Genomic DNA, 20,441 nt, shown 5'->3' with positions numbered 1-20,441 from the left:
GCTTGTCTCCTGACTAATTGATAACGAGAAGGTATCGGCCGCGTCTTCTTGTACCGGGTATGACACACGCGGCCAGCGCGTCGTCCGGTGTACTTTTTTGCCCTTCTACTTTCTTGTTGCGTGAAACGTGCTGCGTGAATCTGGTGCTTGAATCTGCTGAATGAATCAGTCGTGGTACAGCGCGGAGCGGCCGCCGTCCACGGTAATGCAACTGGCGTTGATGAACGGCGCTTCGTCCGATGCAAGGAACACCGCCGTCATCGCCACTTCTTCGGGGCGGCCGATACGCTTCATCGGCGGCAGCGCGAGTGTGGCCAATTTCGCGGCGGCCGGATCGGGCTGCTCGTTCCACCAGTCGTGCGTCAGTTGGGTTTCGATATAGCCTGGCGCGATTGCGTTGACGCGCACGTTGCGCGGCGCGTATTCGATGCCGAGCGCGCGCGTCAGCCCGATCACGCCATGCTTCGCCACCGGATACGGAAAGCAGCCCGGAATGATCTTGAACGAATGTGTCGACGCGATGTTCACGATGCTGCCCGCGCCGCGTTCGACCATGCCCGGCAACACCGCGCGGCAACCGTTCCACACGCCGTCGAGATCGACCGCGAAGCAGCGCCGCCAGTCGTCGTCGGTCATGGTCAGCGGATCGCAGAACACGTTGATGCCGGCGTTGTTCACGAGCACGTCGAGCGGACCGAGGTTTTTTTCGGCCTCGCTCACGGCCTGCTGAACCGACGCCGACTGCGTCACGTCGGTATGCACCGCGAGCACCCGCGCGCCGGTTTGCGCGCGGATCGACTCGGCCGTTTGCTGCGCGGTGTCGATATCGAGTTCCGCCAGCACGACCGACGCGCCCTCACGCGCAAACGCAAGCGCGATCGCCGCGCCGATGCCGCGCCCGGCACCGGTGACCAGCGTGGTTTTGCCGGCGAGCCGCTTCATTTCTTCGCGCCCGCGCGGGCGATCCGCAAGCCGTTGATGTACGCCTTCGCATGCGACGCGGTCACGGCAGCGCTCTGACCCGGCTTGTACAGCGCCGAGCCGAGGCCGAAGCCATTCGCGCCCGCGCTGAGGAACGGCCCCATGTTGTCCGGCGTGATACCGCCGACCGGCACCAGCGGCACCTCGGCAGCGATCACCGCGCGCCATGCTTTCACGACCTGGCAGCCGAGCTGTTCGGCGGGGAACATCTTCAGCACGTCCGCGCCGTTCTTCAACGCGATGAACGCTTCGGTCGGCGTGGCGACGCCCGGCGCACAGGCCATGCCTTGCGCCTTGGCGGCGGCGACGACTTCCGGATCGCTATGCGGCATCACGATCAACTCGCCGCCCGCCGACTTCACATCGTTGACGAAGCTCGGATGCAGCACCGTGCCCGCACCGACGATCGCATCCGCCGGCAGCACCTTGCGGATCGCGGCGATGCTGTCGAACGGTTGCGGCGAATTCAGCGGCACTTCGACGATGCGAAACCCGGCTTCGTACAGCGCCTGGCCGTGTTCGGCGGCATCGGCGGGCGTCACGCCGCGCATGATCGCGACCAGCGGACAGGCTTCGAACGCCGCGATCAGACCCGCGTGCGGCATATACGGAGCGGGCAGATTGATGTGAGGTTGCATGTCGGTTCCTTGTTTCATAAGCGGCGGTGCGGCCGGTTAGCGGGCGAGCGCCGGTTGGGCGGCCGGATTGACGAGCCCCGCCTGCGAGGCGACGCGCCACAGACCGCGTTCGGTCGCCTGTTTGACCAGTTCAGTCTGCGTGCAGCCGAATTGCGCGAGCGCGAGGCGATAACGCTCGCATAGCGCTTCGTTGCCGATCAGACGCAGGCTTTGCCCGGCCAGTGAATCCTGTTGTTGCGCCAGCACGGCGTCGAGACCGGCCAGTTCGTGGCCGATCAGCAGGCCCGACAGATAATCCGGCTGCTTCTGCCCCGGCAACTGTCCGGTAAGACCGAGCGAGCGGGCGCTGAAAATGGTCGCCAGCACGCCAGCCTGGCCTTTTTCCCGCGCGATGTTCACGCCGTGCAAAAACGCTTCGGCATCCGGACGATCGGGCGTGACCATCGTGCGGCCGAGAATCGTGTGTTCGCGTAACGCCGCGAACACTTCGCCGGTCATGAAGGTATGAAATCGTTCGATCCGCCCTGCCTGCACCACCGCCCATTTCGCGTGGGTGCCGGGCAGGCCGATCAGTGCGCGGGCGTTGCTGTCGGCGGGGTCCACTTCATTCGCGGCCTCGCCGAGCGCGCCAAAAATCTGCGTTTCTTCGCCACGCATCACATTGGGCAACTCGCCGCGTTGCAGCACGCCCGGCACGATATGCAGCGTCGCGCCGCACGCCGCCTTCACGCGGACAATACCCGCGACCAATGCGTCGGCGTTGGCGGGCGCATCGACATACGGTGCTTCCAGCCAGCCTTGCGCGCTGCCGACCATGCCCGCAGCGATGGCCGGTACGTTCGGCGCGTCTTTGAGCCACTGGCCGCAGACGTCGTCGAACGCGGCATCGAAACCGCCCTGCTCGACGCTGCGCGGCAAATTCATGATGCCGGCCGGCGACGAGCGCGTGGCCAGCACTTGGCCCGCTGCGTCGAACAGATACGCGCGCAGCGAACTCGTGCCCCAATCGAGCGCGATCAGCGCGGCGTCCGGGAAATGCGCGACGGCGTCGTTGGCGGGAGAAGTCGTTACCATTTGAGAAGAACCCGCTTGTGTCATCGTTTGATCCTGCGGGTTGCCGGTTGCGGTGCGCGCCAACCGAGTTCCTCCGAAATCGCGCGCGCTTCGCGCTGCACGACCGGAATCAGTTCGTCCATCCGTTCGAGCGACATGTACGGAATCGTGCTCGCCACCGACAGCGCCGCCACCACCGCACCCGACGCATCGCGCACGGGCGCCGCGACGCAACGGATCGCCGCTTCGTTTTCTTCGAGATCGAAGGTGTAGCCGCCGGCTGCATAGCCCGTCATGCGCTGCATGAAGGTCGGTGCGTCGGGACGGTTATCCGGCTTGAACGTGACGCCGGCCAGTGCGCGGCGCGATGCATCGAACAGCGACTGCCAGGTGTCCGGCGTGAGATCGAGCATCATCGCCTTGCCGATTCCCGTCGACGCCAGCGGCATCCGGTGACCGACGCGCGAGCGCATTTCGAGGCCACGTGTGCCCGGGATCTTGTCGATGTAGAGGACGTCGTCGCCGTCGCGCACGCCGAGGTGGATCGTGTCGAGCGTCTGCTCCGCCAGCGATTCGAGGTGCGGACGGGCAACTGCCGTGAGCGGCATCTGTTCGAGCGCGATGGTGCCCAGTTCGATCAGCTTCGGTCCGAGCAGATACCCGCCCTGCACCTGCCGCAGATAGCGCGCCTGCACGAGGCTGCTGACCAGCCGATGCGTGGTGCTGCGAGTCGTGCCGAGTGCCGCGCCGAAGGTGCGGAGATCGCGCACGCCGGCGGCGGCGGCTTCGAGAATCGCCAGGCCGCGCAGTAGCGTTTGCGTGCCGGCCTGTTGCGGCGTGATGTCCAGAAGGGTGCTCGGCAGCGCGATGGAGTCGACGGAAGCCGGTTGGACGCTGGCTCGCGGTGCTTTGACCGCGGAAACCGGACGCGGCGTGGCGTTGGACGCGTGACCGGCGCTAGTCGCGTGATCAGCTTCGGACGCGCTCGCGGCGTGGGTGGGCATCGCTTTGTTCATGGCGATTGGCTTTTGGATGGGTTTTTTGCGCTTACAGCGCGGGGCCGGAGATGCGGCTCGGGCTCGATGTGCTCGCGATGCTGCGGGCGCGGGGGTGCTGCCTCAAGCTATTGGGCATGGTTGGCCTTGTCTCCGATTTTTTTGCATGCGCTGTTTTTTCCGCGCCCTTTGATGCGCGCTGTTTTATGGCGCTGCTGGGGGGCGGTGCGTATTGGATTGGATTGTAGGAGGGTTTGTGAGAAATCACCAATATGTGAATGGTGGATTCATATATTGGGATTTTTGATTGGCGTGGCCTGGGGTTGGGTGTGCTCTGTGCGGTTTTGGCCTTTCCTTGATGTCACGGTGGTCTATTAGCTCTGCCCCTGTGCGGGGCGGCACTCACTTTCTTTGCCGCCGCAAAGAAAGTAAGCAAAGAAAGCGGGCTCACACCGCTAGCTATGAAGTGGGTCCCCTGGCTTGGAGGGAGTAGTGGTTCATCTGGAATCGGTGCTCCCGCACACTCCGCGTTCGTGACAAGGCAGTCATGCTTCCCGACTCGCACTAGTGCTCGCCGGAATGGGTCGATCCCCGCGTTGGTTGGTGTGCGATCGGGTTGCCTCGTGATGCTCTGCCGAATGCTTGTTCGATCAGGAACGCAGTGCTCCCCTGCCGAAACGCGGGGGCGCATAAACCACAATTCGATTGGATAGCGTGCCCTCAGAACGAGGTTGCACGGAAGCATGAGCGCGGGGTTTGGGAAGGACCGCGACGGCGCGCGAAGCGCCGCCGGAAGCATGACTGCCTTGTCACGAACGCGGAGTGTGCGGGAGCACTGATTCCAGATGCACCACTGCCCCCTCCAGGCCAGGGGACCCGCTTATGAGCTAGCGGTGTGAGCCCGCTTTCTTTGCTTACTTTCTTTGCGGCGGCAAAGAAAGTGAGTGCCGCCCCGCACAGGGGCAGCGCTAATAGACCACCGTGAAAGCAAGGAAAGGCCAACACCGACAGAACACAGCCAACCCGCCGCAAAGGCAAAGGCAAAGGCAAAGGCAAAAGCACCACCCTGCAAGGGCAAAACCAGCCCCTTTAATCCGGCAATTCCGCCGCCCCCATCCGCCGCGCAATCACCCTCGCCCTCTGCACGAGATAAGCCGACCCGCGATGGTCATCGAAATACTTGGGCCTCGGCAGCATCACCGCCAGGCGGGCCGACTGCCCCGCAGTCAACTTACCGGCCGACGTCTTGAAGTAATACTGCGCCGCCGCCTCGGCGCCATACACCCCATTACCCCACTCAACGGAATTGAGATAAATCTCAAAGATCCGCTCCTTGTCCATCAACGTCTCAAGCATCCACGTGATGATCAGTTCCTGGCCCTTGCGGATATAGCTCTTCTCACGCGATAAAAACAGATTCCGCGCGAGCTGCTGCGTAATCGTCGACCCGCCTCGGACAATCTTGCCCTTGGCTTTGTTGCGCTCCCAGGCCTGCAGGATCGCATCGGTTTCGTAGCCGTTGTTGTTGACGAAATTCGCGTCTTCGGAGGCGATGATCGCTCGCTTCAGGTTGTGCGAGATCTGGTCGTACGGCACCCACGTATGCTGCAACGAGATACCGGGCCGGTCTTTCGGCAAAGTCCACGCGTCCGAGCGCATGAACGCGGTCGACTGCGGATTGACGTAATTCCACACCGCGATCTGCGCAAAGTAATAAGCCTGCGTGGCAAGCCACGCAATCACCAGCATCGCGCCGAAGTAAAACACCCATCGCACCGGAGCCGGCCGGTTCGCACGCCGTGTCGCTGTCATCGTGCTTCCAGTCCTCGAATCGGAGAGTTCGGCCAGGTCGGAGATTTACGCGTGAGACGGCGCCGTCAGCAGCGCACGCAATTCGGCCAGCACTGGCGCGCCGTCGGGCCGCACGCCGCGCCACACGTAGAACGATTCGGCCGCCTGCTCGACCAGCATGCCCAAGCCGTCCGCACCGCGCGCGCCAAGCTTGCTCGCGTGCTCCATGAAAACGGTGGGATGCGCGCCGTACATCATGTCGTACGCGAGCGTGCCGTTGCCGAACGCGCGGTCGTCGCACTCGGGCAACGACGCGTCCAGACTGCCCGCCGTCGCGTTGACGATCACGTCGTAGGTGCCCGCGTCGATCGCGCGCGCGCTGCCGCCGGTCAACCGGCATGCGGCGTCGCGAGCGGCTTGCGCGAACTGGTCGACCAGCGCTTCAGCCTTCGCCGCCGTGCGATTGACGATAGTCAGCGTATGCGGCGCCCGGTCGAGCATCGGCAACACGACGCCGCGTGCCGCACCGCCCGCGCCCAGCAACAGAATGCGAGCGCCCTTCAGCGACACGCCGAGATTCACTTCGATATCGCGGACCAGGCCGAAACCGTCGGTGTTGTCGCCGTAAATTCCGGTCGAATCGATCCGCAACGTGTTCACCGCACCCGCCGCTGCCGCGCGCGGCGACAACGTGTCGGCAAATGCATGCGCGTCGAGCTTGAACGGCACGGTCACGTTCAGGCCGCGCCCGCCTGCGTCGATGAAGGCGCGCACGTGCGGCACAAACGCATCGACGGGAGCCAGCAGGTGGCCGTAGTCGACCGGCTCGCCGGTTTGCGCGGCAAAGCGTCCGTGGATGAACGGCGATTTGCTATGGCCGACCGGATTGCCGATAACTGCATAGCGGTCGCGTGTTGAGTTCGTGCTCATCGTCCCGGCTCCGCGATGTGCTGATCGGCGGCGGCGCTCGTGGTGTCAGTGTCGGCTTCTTCGACTGCACCCGCCTCACCGTCGAGGTCGGCTTCGGCCTGCGCCTCGGCTTCGCCTTCGGCGCTGTCGTCGGCGGCGTCGATCAGCTCTTCTTCACTTTCGTCCGCTTCTTCAGCTTCTTCCGCTTCGTTGCCGCTCGTCACGGTCGGCGCGTCGAGCACGTGCAACAGACGCACGGAGGCTTCGACGGTCAACTCGTCGATCGACATCACTTCCATCTGCAAACGCGTGCCGCGTGCGTGTACGCCGAGGCCCGGCACATGCAGCAGCAGCGGAATCTCTTCGAGGCGCACCAGATCGCCCTTCACCACCGACGCCACCACCTGCTTGCGGTTTTCCTGTTTCAGCCAGCGCAGACACCAGAAATACTCCATGCGGCGCTGATGATCGGCATACGCGGTGTAGGTATCGTCGAAACCTTGCACGACGGCGAACAGGTCGGCGTCTTTCGGCTTGAACGGCGCGGCCAGCTTCGCGGTCACGCCATGCTGCACGCAGGCGATCAACTGCCACTGGTTCACGAGGTCGGTATAGCGGCGCAGCGGCGACGTGCTCCACGCGTACTGCGTGACGCCCAGACCTTCGTGCGGCGCGGCGTTAGTCTGCATGCGGGTGCGCTTCGGACCGGTCGGAGCGCCGAACGCGCGCTGCGTGCGGTAGATGCCCGGCACGCCGTGGTCGTGCAGGAATGCGCCCCACGACGAGTTCGCGAGAATCGCCAGTTCGGCGACGATCGTGTCGAGCGGCGAACCGCGCCGACGCGGCGTGATCGTGATGTGCTCGCCTTCCACGTAAAAGTTGAAGTCGGTATTGCGCTGCACTTCGCGTCGCAGGCCGTAACCGGCGCGCGCGGTCTGACGCTTTTCGAACAACGCCTGCGCGAACGGCCACAACACGGCGATGTCGTCCTTGTGCGGATATTCGCCGGTGCCGTTGGCCAGAGCCTCTTCGGTGACGAGTTCGTCGAGCGTGTTGTGACGCAGATTATTCGCGACGAACACACGCTCGGCGCGCGTTTCGCTCGCGACGATCTCCTGCGTCTCGCGATTGATGATCACATACAGCGACAGCGCGGGACGCAAGCCGCCTTCGGCCAGCGTGAACGCCTCGACGACACTGTCGGGGAGCATCGTGATCTTGTCGCCGGGCATATACACGGTGGACAAACGCGTGCGCGCAATCGCATCGACCTCGTCGCCGCGTTGAATGCCGAGCGCCGGTGCCGCGATGTGCACGCCGATCCGCACGCGGCCATCGGCCAGATGCTCGACGGAAAACGCATCGTCGATCTCGGTCGTGGTGATGTCGTCGATCGAGAACGCCTGCACGTTGGCTTCCGGCAGATCGTCCGGCAGGCTGCCCGCGGTGACTGCCGGGAAGCCGGTGCCGTGCGGGAAGAATTCGGAGAGGAATTTCGCCTCATGCAAAGCCCGCGCGGACGGAATCGCGCCGCATTCGAGCATCAGACGCGCCTGCGAAATGCCACGCGCGGCCGCCGCGTTTTCGAGCGCCTTGTATTCGATCGTGTTCTTGTCCGGCTTCGTCAGCAACGTGAGCGCGGTTTTACCGGCCAATGCGTCGGGCAGACGGCCAGCCTTCAACTCATCTTCGTAGCCCTGCTGCACCAGCGCCTGCTGACGCTTGCGCTCGAGCCCGGCCAGCGCCATCTTCAACTGTTCCTGCGGCGCGCGCTGATACATGCCGCGCCCCTTGCGGCGGAAATACACCGGCGCGCCATGCATGCGCAGCACCAACGCCGCACGCTCGATCGAACCGAAGCTTTCGCCGAAGTACTCGGCACCGAGTGTCGCAAACGGGAATTCATCTTCCGGCGCGCATTCCCACAGAAAGTCCAGATCGATGTCCTGCGCGATGGTGTCGGCCTGCTGCATCAACTCGGCCGCGCTCGGCTTTTCGAATTCGATCAGCACGTCTTTCGCGCGCACCTTGGCACGGCGGCCGCCCGGCAACTCGACCTGAAAAGCATCGCCCTGGCGCGACAGCACGCTGCCCGCCTTGAAACTGCCCGATTCCTCGAAGAAAACGTTCACTCAATACTCTCGTTCTGTCTTGCATCTGCCGGCGCGCCCGATCCTGTTCGGCGATCGGTCACTGCGTGCGCGGCACGGCAACGTGTTCGTGGTAGTGGATCCGCGGCGCGATACGCGCGCCTGCGGGTTGAATCTGGTGACGGGTGACAGATGACGGCTGGCTGGAGGCGGCTTGTGGTCGCTTCAATCACCATCAGTCATACCGATCTGGGTCCTTTCTCATGTCGCACCCAGGTCGTCACCGGCTGCATCCAGGCCGTTCTGTTGTCCGTCAGCCGACGAAATTCGCTGAGGCCGTCTTTACCGCATGGCCACTCGTGTCGTCTTTCGTCGCCTTATGGTGTGTTTCGTCGCTTAAGGCTGCTTCACGCTGCTTCGCGCGGCGCGGGCGGCTCGACGTCTTCGGCGTCGCAAAACGCCAGGACGTCGTCGACGTATTGCGCGAATTCGCTGATCGCGTGGTCACTCCCTTCGATCAGCGTAGTGCGTGCGCCCGGATAGTGCGCGAGCATTTCGCGATAATCGAGCACTTCGTCGCCGGTGGCGGCCATCAAATAATAGCGTTCGGGCCGCGTGACCGACGCGACGCTCAACGCCCGCAGTTCGTCCAGATGATGCGGCTCGACGACGATACTGCCGCCGCCGTGCCACAACGGCTGCTCGCCGAGATACGCGCTCAGATCGCGCTGCGGCACGACCGCCGGGTTCAGCAGCACAGCCGGCCAGCCGTGCTTCTCGGCCAGATAGGTCGCGAAGTAGCCGCCGAGCGAACTACCGATCACCGTCACGTTCTTCGGTTTGGCTTGCGCCACCAGCGATTCGGCGAGCGCCACCGTTTCGAACGGCGAAACCGGCAGCATCGGGCAACACCATTCGTCGCCGCGCCCCAGTTCCAGCAGACGCGCCGCCAGCACGCGCGCCTTGAACGAATTCGGCGACGAGCGGAAGCCGTGCAGATAAAGAATCACGAAGCGCCTCGCGCAGAAAGGGCGTCGAGCAGTTTCTGATGCACGCCGCCGAAGCCGCCGTTGCTCATCACCAGAATCTGGTCACCGGGGCGCGCTGCATGGACCACGGCTTTCACCAGCGCGTCGAGATTGTCGAAGGCTTGCGCTTTGCCGCCGAGCGGCGCGAGCGCTTCGCCGAGGTTCCAGCCGAGCGCGTCGCGGCCGTTCGGCGCGCCGTAGCCGAATACGAGGTCGGCGTCGGCGAGGCTGGCGGGCAGTTGCGCTTTCATCACGCCGAGCTTCATCGTGTTCGAACGCGGCTCCAGCACGGCGAGAATCCGCGTATTGTCGCGGCCGACGCGCGCGCGCAAGCCCGCCACGGTGGTGTCGATTGCGGTGGGATGATGCGCGAAGTCGTCGTACACGGTCACGCCGTCGACGCTGCCGCGCACTTCCATGCGGCGCTTCACATTGCGGAAGCTCGCCAGCGACTTCGCGGCCTGCGCGGGCGGTACGCCGACATGGCGCGCGGCGGCGATTGCAGCGAGCGCGTTCATGCGGTTGTGCTCGCCCTGCACCTGCCAGTCGACCACGCCTACCCGCTCGCCGTTGTGATACACGGCAAATTGTTCGTCGACGGGAACGCCGTCTTCGGCGGGCTGGGTTTCCCAGCCGCCCTGCACGCCGAAACGCTCGACTTCGCTCCAGCAACCGCGCGTCAGTACGCGCTCGAGCGCGTCTTCACGGCCGTTCGTCACGATCCGGCCGATGCCCGGCACCGTGCGGACCAGGTGATGAAACTGCGCCTCGATCGCTGCAAGATCCGGGAAGATGTCAGCGTGATCGAACTCGAGGTTGTTCAGCACTGCCGTTTTCGGCCGGTAATGGACAAACTTCGAGCGCTTGTCGAAGAACGCGGTGTCGTACTCATCGGCTTCGATCACGAAGAAGCTCGAATCGGTCAAACGCGCCGACACGCCGAAATTCAACGGCACACCGCCGATCAGGAAGCCCGGATTGAGACCGGCGTCTTCGAGCAGCCAGGTCAGCATCGAACTGGTGGTGGTCTTGCCGTGCGTGCCGGCCACCGCCAGCACCCATTTGCCGTTCAGCACATGCTCGCCGAGCCATTGCGGGCCGGACACATACGGCAGACCGCGGTCGAGAATCGCTTCCATCAGCGGGTTGCCGCGTGAGACCACGTTGCCGATCACGAACAGGTCGGCGTTCAGGCCGTTTAGCTGATCGGCGTCGTAACCTTCGATCAGACGAATACCTTGCGCCTCGAGCTGCGTGCTCATCGGCGGATAGACGCCGGCGTCGCAGCCCGTCACGGTATGACCCGCGCCGCGCGCGAGAACCGCGAGACCGCCCATGAACGTGCCGCAGATACCGAGGATGTGGATATGCATAAGCCTGTCGTGCCGCGCGGGCGTTTTTTGCGAGGGATGGAGGTGCAAAAGCGGCCGGAACGACCGTCTGCAAAGGACGTTATTGTAACCGAGCCGCCCGGCTCTCCCCATCGAGCGTTGTCCACGCTGCGCCCGGCCTGTGCGTCGGGCGGCCCGCCTGGAAAGGCCTGTCATCAATCTCTAGTATGATTGGCGGATGGTTCGCAAATCACATTTCGATCCGCAGCGCGTGCGCGAGGAAATCGCCATAGCAGCTGCGCGCATGATCGCCGAAGACGGTCTGGACTACGCCACGGCCAAGCGCAAAGCGGCCCGACAGGTTGTCGGCGAGACGCGCGTTGCCGGCGAATGGCTGCCGGATAACGACCAGATAGAAGAAGAAATCCGCGAATACCAGACGCTCTTTCAGGGCGATAGCCAACCGGCGCTCCTGCGACGGCTGCGCTGCATCGCGATTGACTGGATGGAGCGACTCGCGGCCTTTCATCCCTATCTGACCGGCGCCGTGCTGGGCGGAACGGCCGGCGAGCATTCGGACATTCATCTGCAAGTGTTCTGCGACAACCCGAAAGAAGTCGCGATCTACTTTCTGAACGCCAACATTCAATATGACGTGTCCGAGACCCGGCATTTCGCGGGACGCGGCTACGTCGAAACGCTGAGCTTCCTGTGGCGCCCCCTGAACGAAGGGCGCGACGCCGAACCGGCGGGCATCCACGTCGCGCTGTACGAGTCCGACGACCTGCGCGGCGCAGTCAAGGCCGACGCGCGCGGCCGCACGGCGCGGGCGAATCTGCAGGCGGTTCAGGCGCTGCTCGACAGCAGCGAAGCTGCCTCCCCCACTAATTAGACTGACCGACAATGAATACGAGACGGATTCTGGCAGGCGCAGTTGTGGCGATCGTCGCGGCGGGCGGCGGTGTGCTGGCCAATCACTGGATGAATGGCGACGCCGAAATTGCGCACGCCGCGCAGCCCGCTTCCCAGCAGAGCGCGGTCGACCAGCTGTGGGCCGCGGCAGTCACGAACGTGGACGGTAAGCCGCAATCGCTGAGCATGCTCAAGGGCCACCCGATCGTCGTCAACTTCTGGGCGTCGTGGTGCGGGCCGTGTGTCGAAGAAATGCCTGCTCTCTCGCAACTTCAACGCGAGTACAAGAAGAAAGGCATCCAGTTCGTCGGACTTGGTGTCGATTCGGACAAAAACGTACAGGCTTTCCTGCAGAAGGTGAAAGTGGCCTATCCGGTCTACGTCACCGGTTTCGGCGGCGCCGACCTTGCTCGCGCGTTTGGCAACAATGCAGGCGGCTTGCCCTTCACGGTTGTGATCGACGCCAAGGGTAACGTTCGGTCGACAAAATTGGGACAAATCGACCCTGCGACCCTTCGACAGACGCTCGACGCGCTTTAAATATCACATTCTTTTGACGCTCAGTTACCGTCGGAACGAGCAAAAATGCGCGCAAATCGCGCGAATTTGAGGGAAGATGCACGCCCGGCGACGTGACACGGCGATCGCATTAACGTTCCTTACCTCCGGAAAACTAGACAAGTTTCTCTAATCAGCGCTAAAGTGCGCCCAATTCCACGGAAAAAGAAGCGACCATGACGCGACTGCTGGTACTGCACGGACCCAACCTCAACCTTCTCGGCACCCGGGAACCCGAGGTCTACGGTCGCGTGACCTTGCCGCAGATCGATCAGGCGCTGGCGGACCGCGCAGCGGACGCAGGCGTCGAACTCGCGTCGTTCCAGAGCAACCACGAAGGCGCTCTGGTCGATCGCATCCAATCCGCCCGGACTGAACAAACCGATTTCATACTGATCAATCCCGCCGCGTACACGCACACCAGCGTGGCCATTCGGGACGCACTGGCGGGGGTCGGCATCCCGTTCGTCGAGATTCATCTGTCGAACGTGCATCGTCGCGAACCGTTCCGGCATCACTCGTATTTCTCCGACCAGGCTGAGGGCGTGATTTGCGGCCTCGGCTGGAAGGGATATATGTACGCGCTCGAATTCGCGCTCGACCGGCTCGCCGCCGGCTCGTCGCGCGGCTGAATCCAAACACGACTAATTTGAGCCGGCTCTCGCAAGCGCCGGCACTTTTTGCATTGAAAGGGGCTTCCTGATGGATCTTCGTAAACTGAAAACTCTGATCGACCTCGTCTCGGAGTCCGGTATTTCCGAACTCGAAGTGACCGAGGGCGAAGGCAAGGTGCGTATCGTCAAGAACGCGCCGCCGGTTTACGTCCAGCCGTCCGCCTCGTACGCGCCGCAATACGCGCAACCGGCCCCGCCGATGGGCGGCGAAGCGCCGGCTGCTGCGGCTCCGGCTACTCCGGCTGTCGCCGCGCCGCAAGGCCACGTGGTGACCTCGCCGATGGTCGGCACGTTCTACCGCGCGCCGTCGCCAGGCGCGGAGCCGTTCGTCCAGGTGGGCGACACGGTCAAGGAAGGCCAGACGATCTGCATCATCGAAGCGATGAAGCTGCTCAACGAAATCGAGTCGGACAAGTCCGGCGTGGTGAAGGAAATCCTCGTCGAAAACGGCCAGGCGGTCGAGTACGGCCAACCGTTGTTCGTGGTCGGCTAACGCGGCACGCTTTGCGCTTTTTGCGCCTGCCGCCCGCGTGCCCGCTGTCCGGGGTGCGCGACCGATCCTCAGAGGCAGCCGGTGTTGCATTCAACCCGGCGCCCATTGATGAGTCGAAAAACCGCTATGTTTGAAAAAATTCTCATTGCCAATCGTGGCGAGATCGCGCTTCGTATCCAGCGCGCCTGCCGCGAACTCGGCGTCAAGACGGTTGTCGTCTATTCAGAAGCAGATAAAGAAGCCAAGTACGTGAAGCTCGCCGACGAGGCGGTCTGTATCGGCCCGGCTCCGTCGAATCTGAGCTATCTGAACATGCCCGCGCTGATCAGCGCGGCTGAAGTGACCGACGCCGAAGCAATTCACCCTGGCTACGGCTTCCTGTCGGAGAACGCCGACTTCGCCGAGCGTGTCGAGCAGTCGGGCTTCACCTTCATCGGCCCGCGCCCGGAAACCATCCGGATGATGGGCGACAAGGTCACGGCCAAGCAGACCATGATCAAAACCGGCGTGCCTTGCGTGCCGGGTTCGGAAGGCGCGTTGCCGGAAGATCCGAAAGAGATCGTGAAGATTGCCCGACAGGTCGGCTATCCGGTCATCATCAAGGCCGCCGGCGGCGGCGGTGGCCGCGGCATGCGCGTGGTCCACACGGAAGCGGCGCTGGTCAACGCGGTCAACATGACGCGCGAAGAAGCCGGCCGTGCGTTCGGCAACCCGCAGGTCTACATGGAGAAATTCCTGGAGAACCCGCGGCACATCGAAATCCAGATTCTGGCCGACTCGTTCAAGAACGCGATCTGGCTCGGCGAGCGCGATTGCTCGATGCAGCGCCGTCACCAGAAAGTGATCGAAGAAGCGCCGGCGCCGGGTATCGCGCGTCGCCTGATCGACCGCATCGGCGATCGTTGCGCGGATGCGTGCAAGAAGATGGGCTATCTTGGCGCGGGTACGTTCGAATTCCTGTACGAAAACGGCGAGTTCTACTTCATTGAAATGAACACGCGCGTGCAGGTCGAGCATCCGGTGACCGAACTGATTACGGGCGTCGATATCGTTCAGGAACAGATCCGCATCGCGGCTGGCGAGAAGCTCGCCTTCCGTCAGCGCGACATCCAGTTCAAGGGTCATGCGATCGAATGCCGGATCAACGCTGAAGATCCGTTCAAGTTCATTCCGTCGCCGGGTCGTTTGACGTCGTGGCATATGCCGGGCGGCCCCGGCATTCGCGTCGACTCGCATGCCTACAATGGCTATTTCGTGCCGCCGAACTATGATTCGATGATCGGCAAGCTGATCGCTTACGGCGCCACGCGCGAACAGGCGATCAAGCGGATGCGCATCGCGTTGTCGGAAATGGTGGTGGAAGGCATTCAGACCAACATCCCGTTGCACCGCGAACTGATGCTGGACGCGAAGTTCGTCGAAGGCGGCACCAGCATTCACTACCTCGAAAACCGGTTGGCCGCGAAGCTGCAGGCCGCGCCGGAAGAAGCGTAAGTCATGAGCTACCGGGAACTGATCGCCGAGCTGGCACGCGAGCACGCGGAAGAATTCTCCGACGCGTTGCTCGAGTTGGGCGCGTTGTCCGTGTCGGTTGAAGATGCGGACGCCGACACGCCCGACGAACAGCCGTTGTTCGGCGAGCCCGGTCTCACGCCGGATCGCACGGCGTGGCAGCGTTCGCGCGTGATTGCATTGGTCGCGCCGGAACAGGAGCCTGCCGTGCTGCTGACTGCCGCGGCCAACGAGATTGGTCTGGAGAACGCACCGTCGTTCACCGTGCGCGTCGTCGAAGACCAGGATTGGGTGCGGCTCACGCAGTCGCAGTTCGATCCGATTCCGATCGGCGAACGCATCTGGGTCGTGCCGTCGTGGCACGACGCGCCGGACCCCGAAGCACTCGTGCTGGAACTGGACCCGGGCCTCGCGTTCGGCACCGGCAGCCATCCGACGACGCGGCTGTGCATGGAATGGCTCGAGCAATCGGTCAAGCCGGAACAGTCGGTGCTCGATTACGGTTGCGGCTCCGGCATCCTCGCGATTCTCGCGAAGAAGTGCGGCGCGAATCCGGTGTACGGCATCGATATCGACCCGCAAGCGGTCGAATCGGCGCGTCACAACAGCGAGCGTAATCGCGCTGACGTCACGTATGGTTTGCCTGACGAATGCCCGGCCGGCGAGTTCGATATCGTGGTCGCCAATATCCTGTCGAATCCGCTCAAACTGATGGCGTCGATGCTGGTGTCGAAGGTCAAACCGGGTGGACGAATCGCACTGTCCGGCATCCTGGCGCGCCAGGCCGACGAAGTCGCGCAGGTCTACGCGCAGTGGATCGATATCGGCGTATGGCGCGAACACGAAGGTTGGGTATGTCTAACGGGAACGCGCCGCGAAAGCCATTAGAATAAGGCGTATTGTCAAACCACCGGCCTTCTGGCTTACCGGCTCAATATGCTCCTGGCGACGCGTTGCCCCTTTTGTGAAACCGTCTTTCGCCTGCAACCGGCGCAGCTCGCGCTGCGCCGCGGTCTTGTACGCTGCGGGCATTGCCAGGAAGTGTTCGATGCGTCGAGCAGCCTGTTCGATGTAACCGAAGGCGGCGACTTCTCCACCGCCAAACCGGTCGCCGCAGCCGCGGCGATCGAAGCGCTTTCCGGCGTCCGTCCGAAAGGTCCTGACTTCAGCGCCGAAGCGTGGGACCCCTGGGCTCCCGCCACCGACGCCGCGATCGACAACCGTCTGCGGCACAACGCCGGCAACCTCCCGCTCTCGCCTGTTTCCACCGACGCGGGCGTTGCCGTCACCCCGCGCCATGCTACTGAGCCGGAACTGCCGGCCAGCGCTTTCACTACACCTCCGCCCGCCGACGAAGAACCGGTACTGGCAGATGCTCCGCTCGATCCCTTCGCCTATCCGGCCGACGAAGAGCCGCCCGCTGAGCCGTCCATCGACGAAGCGCCGCGCGTCTGGCACCGGACCGAGCGTCCTTCAGAAACGCCGCCGGACGAACCGCTACTGAACCCGTCGGCGACATTGCACGGCATTGCCGATAACGAACCGCATTTCGGCGCTGCGGCCGCGGCCACTGCGGCTGAAATAGGTGAAGCGGCAGCCTTCGGCGCCGCAGATGTCGGTCTGGGCCCGAACGCTCCCGCCGCGCGTACGGCCGCGTCGGGCGGAAGCGGCGGCGGTGGCGCGGGCATTCCTCCGTCTCCGGTTGCAGCCGGCGGCGAACCCTTCTCTGTCAATCCGGTCAACGACGGCGACGATCCGTTCCCTGTGGTGCGCGAAACCCGTCCCGCCAAACCCCGTCGGATGGGCTGGGCGATTGCCGGCTCGGTGCTGCTCGTTCTGCTGCTCCTCGCTCTGCTCGTGCAACTCGCGTGGTGGCAGCGCGAAACAGTGCTTGTGTATGTTCCGCGTTCGCAGGCGCTCTACGTGAAAGTCTGCTCGGAGCTAGGCTGCCAGATCACGCCGCCGCATAACATCGAAGGATTGCTGGTCGAGCCGTCCGATCTGCGGCAGATCGACGGCCCGCACAAGCTCGAACTGAGGATGCCGCTGCACAACCGTCTCAACATCGCGCTCGCGTATCCGGCCATCGAACTCACCCTTCTCGACGACCAGAACAACGTGGCGATCCGGCGCGTGCTGTGGCCGCAAGACTATGTGCCGCCCGGCACGCTGATCGCGGCGGGTCTGCCAGCGCATGCCACGCAAACCATGATCGTGCATCTCGACACGGGCGCCGCGGTCGCTTCCAATTTCCGCGTACAGATTTTTTATCCGTAACGCATCCTCGCGCGCCCGGCGACGACCGGGCGCGTTCACCGTCATTCCTGACGAATTTTCGGAGCACATCAACATGAGCCAAGTCACGCTGGGTGGTAACCCGATCGAAGTAGCCGGCACGTTCCCGTCGGTTGGCAGCAGCGCCCCTGCTTTCTCGCTGGTGGGTAAGGATCTGAAGCCGCTGTCGCTCGCCGATTTCGCCGGCAAGCGCAAAGTGCTGAACATCGTGCCGAGCCTCGACACGCCGACCTGCGCAACGTCGACCCGCAAGTTCAACGAAGCCGCTGCGAAGCTGACCAACACGGCTGTCATCGTCGTGTCGGGCGACCTGCCGTTCGCGGCATCGCGCTTCTGCACGACCGAAGGCATCGAGAACGTCGTCACGGCCTCCACGTTCCGCGGCCACGAGTTCGCGCAGGCGTACGGCGTCGACGTGACGAGCGGCCCGCTGACCGGCCTGACGGCGCGCGCCGTCGTGGTCGTCGACGAAAACGACAAGGTCGTGCACGCTGAGCTCGTCAGCGAAATCAAGAACGAACCGAATTACGACGCAGCACTCGCCGCGCTCAAGTAAGCCCTTCCGGGCGAACGCGGCGCCGCGCTTCGCGTGCGGCGCCGCCTGATCGCCACTCTTTTCCCTTCATTGTTTTTTACAGGAACGTTCGCCTTGGCTACGCTCATTTGCGGCTCGCTCGCCTACGACAACATCATGACTTTCGAGGGCCGCTTCCGGGAGCACATCCTGCCGGATCAGGTCCACATCCTGAACGTGAGCTTTCTCGTACCGACCATGCGCCGCGAATTCGGCGGCTGCGCGGGCAACATCGCCTACTCGCTGAAGCTGCTGGGCGGCGACGCGCGCATCATGGGCACGCTCGGCTCGGTCGACGCGCAGCCGTACATGGACCGCTTCGAGAAACTCGGCCTGTCGACTGAAAGCGTGCTGGTCGTGCCCGACACCCACACGGCGCAGGCAATGATCACCACCGACCTGGAAAACAATCAGATCGCCGCGTTCCACCCGGGCGCGATGATGCAGTCGCATCTGAACCGCGCCGACGAAGCGAAGGGCATCACGCTCGGCATCGTCGCGCCGGATGGCTACGACGGCATGATTCAGCATTCCGAACATCTGGCGGCGGCTGGCATCCCGTTCATCTTCGACGTAGGCCAGGGCTTGCCTCTATTCGACGGCGACACGCTGCGGCGCATGATTGAACTTGCCACGTATGTAGCTGTCAACGATTACGAAGCCAAGCTGGTGAGCAACAAGACCGGCTGGTCGATCGAAGAGATCGCCGGCAAGGTCGACGCGTTGATCATCACGCTCGGCGAGCAAGGCGCACAGATCCATCACGCCGACGGCATCGAAGAGATTCCGGCAGTGAAAGCGAAGCAGGTGCTCGATCCGACAGGTTGCGGTGACGCGTTCCGCGGCGGTCTGCTGTACGGCATCGAGAACAAGCTCGGCTGGGCGACCACGGGCCGTCTTGCGAGTCTGATGGGTGCGTTGAAGATCGAGCAACAGGGGCCGCAAAATTACGCGCCCACCCGGGCGGAGATCAACGAACGGTTCAAGCAGGCGTTCGGATACGACCTGCCGTGAGCTGAGCAATGGGAGCGAGGTAATGAGAACGACGAGTCGCCTGATGGTAGCCACCCTGATTGCCGGTTCAGTGGCCATGACGGGGTGCGCGGTTAACAGTAGTTCTCCCGACGTCTTCACTTCGTCGCAGGCACAGCGCGAACAGACGGTGCGTATGGGCACCGTCGACAGCGTGCGCATGGTGCGAATCAGCACCAACAACGGCCAGCCTAGCGGGCTGGGCGCGGTTGGCGGCGGTGCGCTCGGTGCGCTGGCGGGCAGTTCGATCGGCGGCGGCCGCGGCTCGGTGGCCACGGGCATCATCGGCGGTATCGGCGGTGCGGTCGCGGGTAACGCGATCGAGAACAACGTCGCGATGCGTGACGGCCTCGAAATTACCGTGCGGCTCGACAATGGCGACCTTCGCGCGATTACCCAAACCGCCACCGGCGAAACCTTCCGTGCCGGCGACCGTGTGCGGATTCTGTCGAGCGGCGGCGTCTCGCGTGTCACGCGATAGTCGCGCGCAGATCACGCTCTAACCATTTCCCCTCTCGCGCGGCCGGCTGAAACGCCACCGCGACGACCTCAGACGCATGCCCTCCCCTGTGCATGCGTCTTTTTTCGCCTGCAGGTTTTGTGCGCTCTGCACTCTTCGCGCTTTGTCCGCGCGCCTGCAGCTCGATCCTTCCTGAACAACATGCGTCGTCGCGATATATGACGCCTGACGCTATGTAAGCACCGCGCAAAAAAAATCCCGTCGCCGGAAACCAGCAACGGGATCATGACCGGGTAGCGCTCGCTAAAACGGGAGTGCTACCCGGTCATCGGACACATCGTGCGACGTGTCGAACTACTTCTACTGCTAACTACTGCCTGACTAAGGCTTACGGACGGCTGCCCGTCGGGAACGGCCATGCCGCTGCCGGGTTCAGCGCAGTCTTCACCGTTGCTGCCGGTGCGCTCGAGACAGAAGTCGCAGCGGGTGCAGGCGCAGCCTTCTTGGCAACAGCCTTCTTCGCAGGTGCAGCCTTCTTGGCAGGTGCAGCAGCCTTCTTCGCCGGAGCAGCAGCCTTCTTCGCAGCAGGAGCCTTCTTTGCAGCAGGAGCCTTCTTTGCAGCAGGAGCCTTTTTCGCAGCGGGCGCAGCCTTCTTCGCAGCAGCCTTTTTCGCAGGCGCAGCCTTCTTGGCAGCAGCCTTCTTGGCCGGTGCTGCCTTCTTAGCCGGTGCTGCCTTCTTCGCTGCAGCCTTCTTTGCCGGCGCTGCCTTCTTCGCCGCAACCTTCTTCACTGCAACTTTCTTTGCAGCGACTTTCTTCGCCGGAGCGGCCTTCTTGGCCGGTGCTGCCTTCTTCGCCGCGACCTTCTTCACTGCGACTTTCTTGGCTGCAACCTTCTTAGCCGGAGCAGCTTTCTTCGCTGCAACCTTCTTTGCCGGTGCTGCCTTCTTTGCTGCAACCTTCTTCACTGCGACTTTCTTTGCAGCGACTTTCTTAGCCGGAGCGGCCTTCTTTGCCGGTGCAGCCTTCTTTGCCGGCGCAGCTTTCTTAGCTACAACCTTCTTCGCTGCGGGTTTCTTAGCGGCGGCTTTCTTTGCAGTTGCCATCATTTTCTCC

At 63.3% G+C, this 20,441-nt stretch carries 20 protein-coding genes; 10 read left to right on the top strand and 10 right to left on the bottom strand.

Annotated elements, in window-relative coordinates; genetic code table 11:
- Positions 1-165 precede the first annotated feature (165 nt).
- From ABH945_RS00365 to mpl, 9 genes are all read right to left on the bottom strand, one after another.
- Positions 166-942: an SDR family oxidoreductase gene (locus ABH945_RS00365; RefSeq protein WP_429249404.1), complete on the bottom strand. Its 777-nt coding sequence runs from the start codon at positions 940-942 to the stop codon at positions 166-168.
- The gene (locus ABH945_RS00360; RefSeq protein ID WP_074765808.1) at positions 939-1,619 is read right to left on the bottom strand and encodes a 2-dehydro-3-deoxy-6-phosphogalactonate aldolase; all 681 of its coding nucleotides are present in this window, start codon (positions 1,617-1,619) and stop codon (positions 939-941) included. Before ABH945_RS00360 ends, ABH945_RS00365 begins: the two co-directional genes overlap by 4 nt.
- 36 nt (positions 1,620-1,655) lie before the next feature.
- Entirely contained in the window at positions 1,656-2,693 is a 1,038-nt protein-coding gene (locus tag ABH945_RS00355; RefSeq protein WP_429249403.1) for a 2-dehydro-3-deoxygalactonokinase, read from the bottom strand.
- Positions 2,694-2,713: 20 nt separating this feature from the next.
- Positions 2,714-3,688 (bottom strand): IclR family transcriptional regulator, encoded by a 975-nt coding sequence (locus tag ABH945_RS00350; protein WP_429249402.1) that lies wholly within the window; start codon positions 3,686-3,688, stop codon positions 2,714-2,716.
- A gap of 1,068 nt (positions 3,689-4,756) precedes the next feature.
- Positions 4,757-5,479 carry a monofunctional biosynthetic peptidoglycan transglycosylase gene (mtgA, locus tag ABH945_RS00345; protein WP_074765812.1) on the bottom strand — a complete coding sequence of 241 codons (723 nt, stop codon included), beginning with the start codon at positions 5,477-5,479 and terminating at the stop codon, positions 4,757-4,759.
- Positions 5,480-5,524: 45 nt separating this feature from the next.
- A complete protein-coding gene (aroE, locus tag ABH945_RS00340) occupies positions 5,525-6,388 on the bottom strand; it encodes a shikimate dehydrogenase (protein ID WP_429249401.1) in 864 nt (287 codons plus the stop codon).
- On the bottom strand, positions 6,385-8,499 hold the full coding sequence (locus ABH945_RS00335; RefSeq protein WP_074765816.1) for a ribonuclease catalytic domain-containing protein: 2,115 nt from the start codon (positions 8,497-8,499) through the stop codon (positions 6,385-6,387). Before ABH945_RS00335 ends, aroE begins: the two co-directional genes overlap by 4 nt.
- Before the next feature lie 365 nt (positions 8,500-8,864).
- Entirely contained in the window at positions 8,865-9,467 is a 603-nt protein-coding gene (locus ABH945_RS00330; RefSeq protein WP_074765818.1) for a YqiA/YcfP family alpha/beta fold hydrolase, read from the bottom strand.
- Positions 9,464-10,858, bottom strand: a complete 1,395-nt coding sequence (gene mpl / locus ABH945_RS00325; RefSeq protein ID WP_429249400.1) for a UDP-N-acetylmuramate:L-alanyl-gamma-D-glutamyl-meso-diaminopimelate ligase — start codon at positions 10,856-10,858, stop codon at positions 9,464-9,466. The genes ABH945_RS00330 and mpl overlap by 4 nt, the downstream gene beginning before the upstream one ends.
- 196 nt (positions 10,859-11,054) lie before the next feature.
- Here mpl and ABH945_RS00320 point away from each other — a divergent pair, with 196 nt between their 5' ends.
- The 10 genes from ABH945_RS00320 to ABH945_RS00275 all read left to right on the top strand — a co-directional run bounded on the left by ABH945_RS00320 (position 11,055) and on the right by ABH945_RS00275 (position 19,347).
- Positions 11,055-11,708 carry a UDP-N-acetylmuramate--alanine ligase gene (locus ABH945_RS00320; protein WP_074765822.1) on the top strand — a complete coding sequence of 218 codons (654 nt, stop codon included), beginning with the start codon at positions 11,055-11,057 and terminating at the stop codon, positions 11,706-11,708.
- 11 nt (positions 11,709-11,719) lie between these two features.
- On the top strand, positions 11,720-12,268 hold the full coding sequence (locus ABH945_RS00315) for a TlpA family protein disulfide reductase (protein ID WP_074765824.1): 549 nt from the start codon (positions 11,720-11,722) through the stop codon (positions 12,266-12,268).
- Between the two features lie 194 nt (positions 12,269-12,462).
- Entirely contained in the window at positions 12,463-12,918 is a 456-nt protein-coding gene (gene aroQ, locus ABH945_RS00310; protein ID WP_074765826.1) for a type II 3-dehydroquinate dehydratase, read from the top strand.
- A 70-nt stretch (positions 12,919-12,988) separates the two neighbouring features.
- Positions 12,989-13,453: an acetyl-CoA carboxylase biotin carboxyl carrier protein gene (gene accB, locus ABH945_RS00305; protein WP_074765828.1), complete on the top strand. Its 465-nt coding sequence runs from the start codon at positions 12,989-12,991 to the stop codon at positions 13,451-13,453.
- A gap of 126 nt (positions 13,454-13,579) precedes the next feature.
- Positions 13,580-14,947 (top strand): acetyl-CoA carboxylase biotin carboxylase subunit, encoded by a 1,368-nt coding sequence (gene accC, locus ABH945_RS00300; protein WP_074765830.1) that lies wholly within the window; start codon positions 13,580-13,582, stop codon positions 14,945-14,947.
- Positions 14,948-14,950: 3 nt separating this feature from the next.
- Entirely contained in the window at positions 14,951-15,853 is a 903-nt protein-coding gene (gene prmA / locus ABH945_RS00295) for a 50S ribosomal protein L11 methyltransferase (protein ID WP_429249399.1), read from the top strand.
- A 48-nt stretch (positions 15,854-15,901) separates the two neighbouring features.
- The gene (locus ABH945_RS00290; RefSeq protein WP_429249398.1) at positions 15,902-17,242 is read left to right on the top strand and encodes a DUF3426 domain-containing protein; all 1,341 of its coding nucleotides are present in this window, start codon (positions 15,902-15,904) and stop codon (positions 17,240-17,242) included.
- Between the two features lie 73 nt (positions 17,243-17,315).
- Complete coding sequence (gene tpx / locus ABH945_RS00285; protein ID WP_074765835.1) at positions 17,316-17,816, top strand: thiol peroxidase; 501 nt, start codon at positions 17,316-17,318, stop codon at positions 17,814-17,816.
- A gap of 93 nt (positions 17,817-17,909) precedes the next feature.
- Complete coding sequence (locus ABH945_RS00280; protein ID WP_429249397.1) at positions 17,910-18,848, top strand: carbohydrate kinase family protein; 939 nt, start codon at positions 17,910-17,912, stop codon at positions 18,846-18,848.
- A gap of 22 nt (positions 18,849-18,870) precedes the next feature.
- A complete protein-coding gene (locus ABH945_RS00275; protein ID WP_429249396.1) occupies positions 18,871-19,347 on the top strand; it encodes a glycine zipper 2TM domain-containing protein in 477 nt (158 codons plus the stop codon).
- A gap of 367 nt (positions 19,348-19,714) precedes the next feature.
- On the opposite strand, the gene ABH945_RS00270 is transcribed toward ABH945_RS00275, so the two are convergent.
- The gene (locus tag ABH945_RS00270) at positions 19,715-20,431 is read right to left on the bottom strand and encodes a histone H1-like DNA-binding protein (RefSeq protein ID WP_429249395.1); all 717 of its coding nucleotides are present in this window, start codon (positions 20,429-20,431) and stop codon (positions 19,715-19,717) included.
- Between the last annotated feature and the right edge of the window lie 10 nt (positions 20,432-20,441).

The sequence above is a fragment of the Paraburkholderia sp. GAS333 genome (genome assembly GCF_050435665.1).
GTDB classification, from domain to species: Bacteria; Pseudomonadota; Gammaproteobacteria; order Burkholderiales; family Burkholderiaceae; genus Paraburkholderia; species Paraburkholderia fungorum_A.
This window is presented reverse-complemented; position numbering and strand designations above follow the sequence as displayed.

Excerpts from the sequence above, each read along its gene's own strand:
- ABH945_RS00365 (WP_429249404.1), bottom strand. The coding sequence starts at position 942 with ATGAAGCGGCTCGCCGGCAAAACCACGCTGGTCACCGGTGCCGGGCGC.
- ABH945_RS00360 (WP_074765808.1), bottom strand. The coding sequence starts at position 1,619 with ATGCAACCTCACATCAATCTGCCCGCTCCGTATATGCCGCACGCGGGT.
- ABH945_RS00355 (WP_429249403.1), bottom strand. The coding sequence starts at position 2,693 with ATGGTAACGACTTCTCCCGCCAACGACGCCGTCGCGCATTTCCCGGAC.
- ABH945_RS00350 (WP_429249402.1), bottom strand. The coding sequence starts at position 3,688 with ATGAACAAAGCGATGCCCACCCACGCCGCGAGCGCGTCCGAAGCTGAT.
- mtgA (WP_074765812.1), bottom strand. The coding sequence starts at position 5,479 with ATGACAGCGACACGGCGTGCGAACCGGCCGGCTCCGGTGCGATGGGTG.
- aroE (WP_429249401.1), bottom strand. The coding sequence starts at position 6,388 with ATGAGCACGAACTCAACACGCGACCGCTATGCAGTTATCGGCAATCCG.
- mpl (WP_429249400.1), bottom strand. The coding sequence starts at position 10,858 with ATGCATATCCACATCCTCGGTATCTGCGGCACGTTCATGGGCGGTCTC.
- ABH945_RS00320 (WP_074765822.1), top strand. The coding sequence starts at position 11,055 with ATGGTTCGCAAATCACATTTCGATCCGCAGCGCGTGCGCGAGGAAATC.
- ABH945_RS00315 (WP_074765824.1), top strand. The coding sequence starts at position 11,720 with ATGAATACGAGACGGATTCTGGCAGGCGCAGTTGTGGCGATCGTCGCG.
- aroQ (WP_074765826.1), top strand. The coding sequence starts at position 12,463 with ATGACGCGACTGCTGGTACTGCACGGACCCAACCTCAACCTTCTCGGC.
- accB (WP_074765828.1), top strand. The coding sequence starts at position 12,989 with ATGGATCTTCGTAAACTGAAAACTCTGATCGACCTCGTCTCGGAGTCC.
- accC (WP_074765830.1), top strand. The coding sequence starts at position 13,580 with ATGTTTGAAAAAATTCTCATTGCCAATCGTGGCGAGATCGCGCTTCGT.
- prmA (WP_429249399.1), top strand. The coding sequence starts at position 14,951 with ATGAGCTACCGGGAACTGATCGCCGAGCTGGCACGCGAGCACGCGGAA.
- ABH945_RS00290 (WP_429249398.1), top strand. The coding sequence starts at position 15,902 with ATGCTCCTGGCGACGCGTTGCCCCTTTTGTGAAACCGTCTTTCGCCTG.
- tpx (WP_074765835.1), top strand. The coding sequence starts at position 17,316 with ATGAGCCAAGTCACGCTGGGTGGTAACCCGATCGAAGTAGCCGGCACG.
- ABH945_RS00275 (WP_429249396.1), top strand. The coding sequence starts at position 18,871 with ATGAGAACGACGAGTCGCCTGATGGTAGCCACCCTGATTGCCGGTTCA.
- ABH945_RS00270 (WP_429249395.1), bottom strand. The coding sequence starts at position 20,431 with ATGGCAACTGCAAAGAAAGCCGCCGCTAAGAAACCCGCAGCGAAGAAG.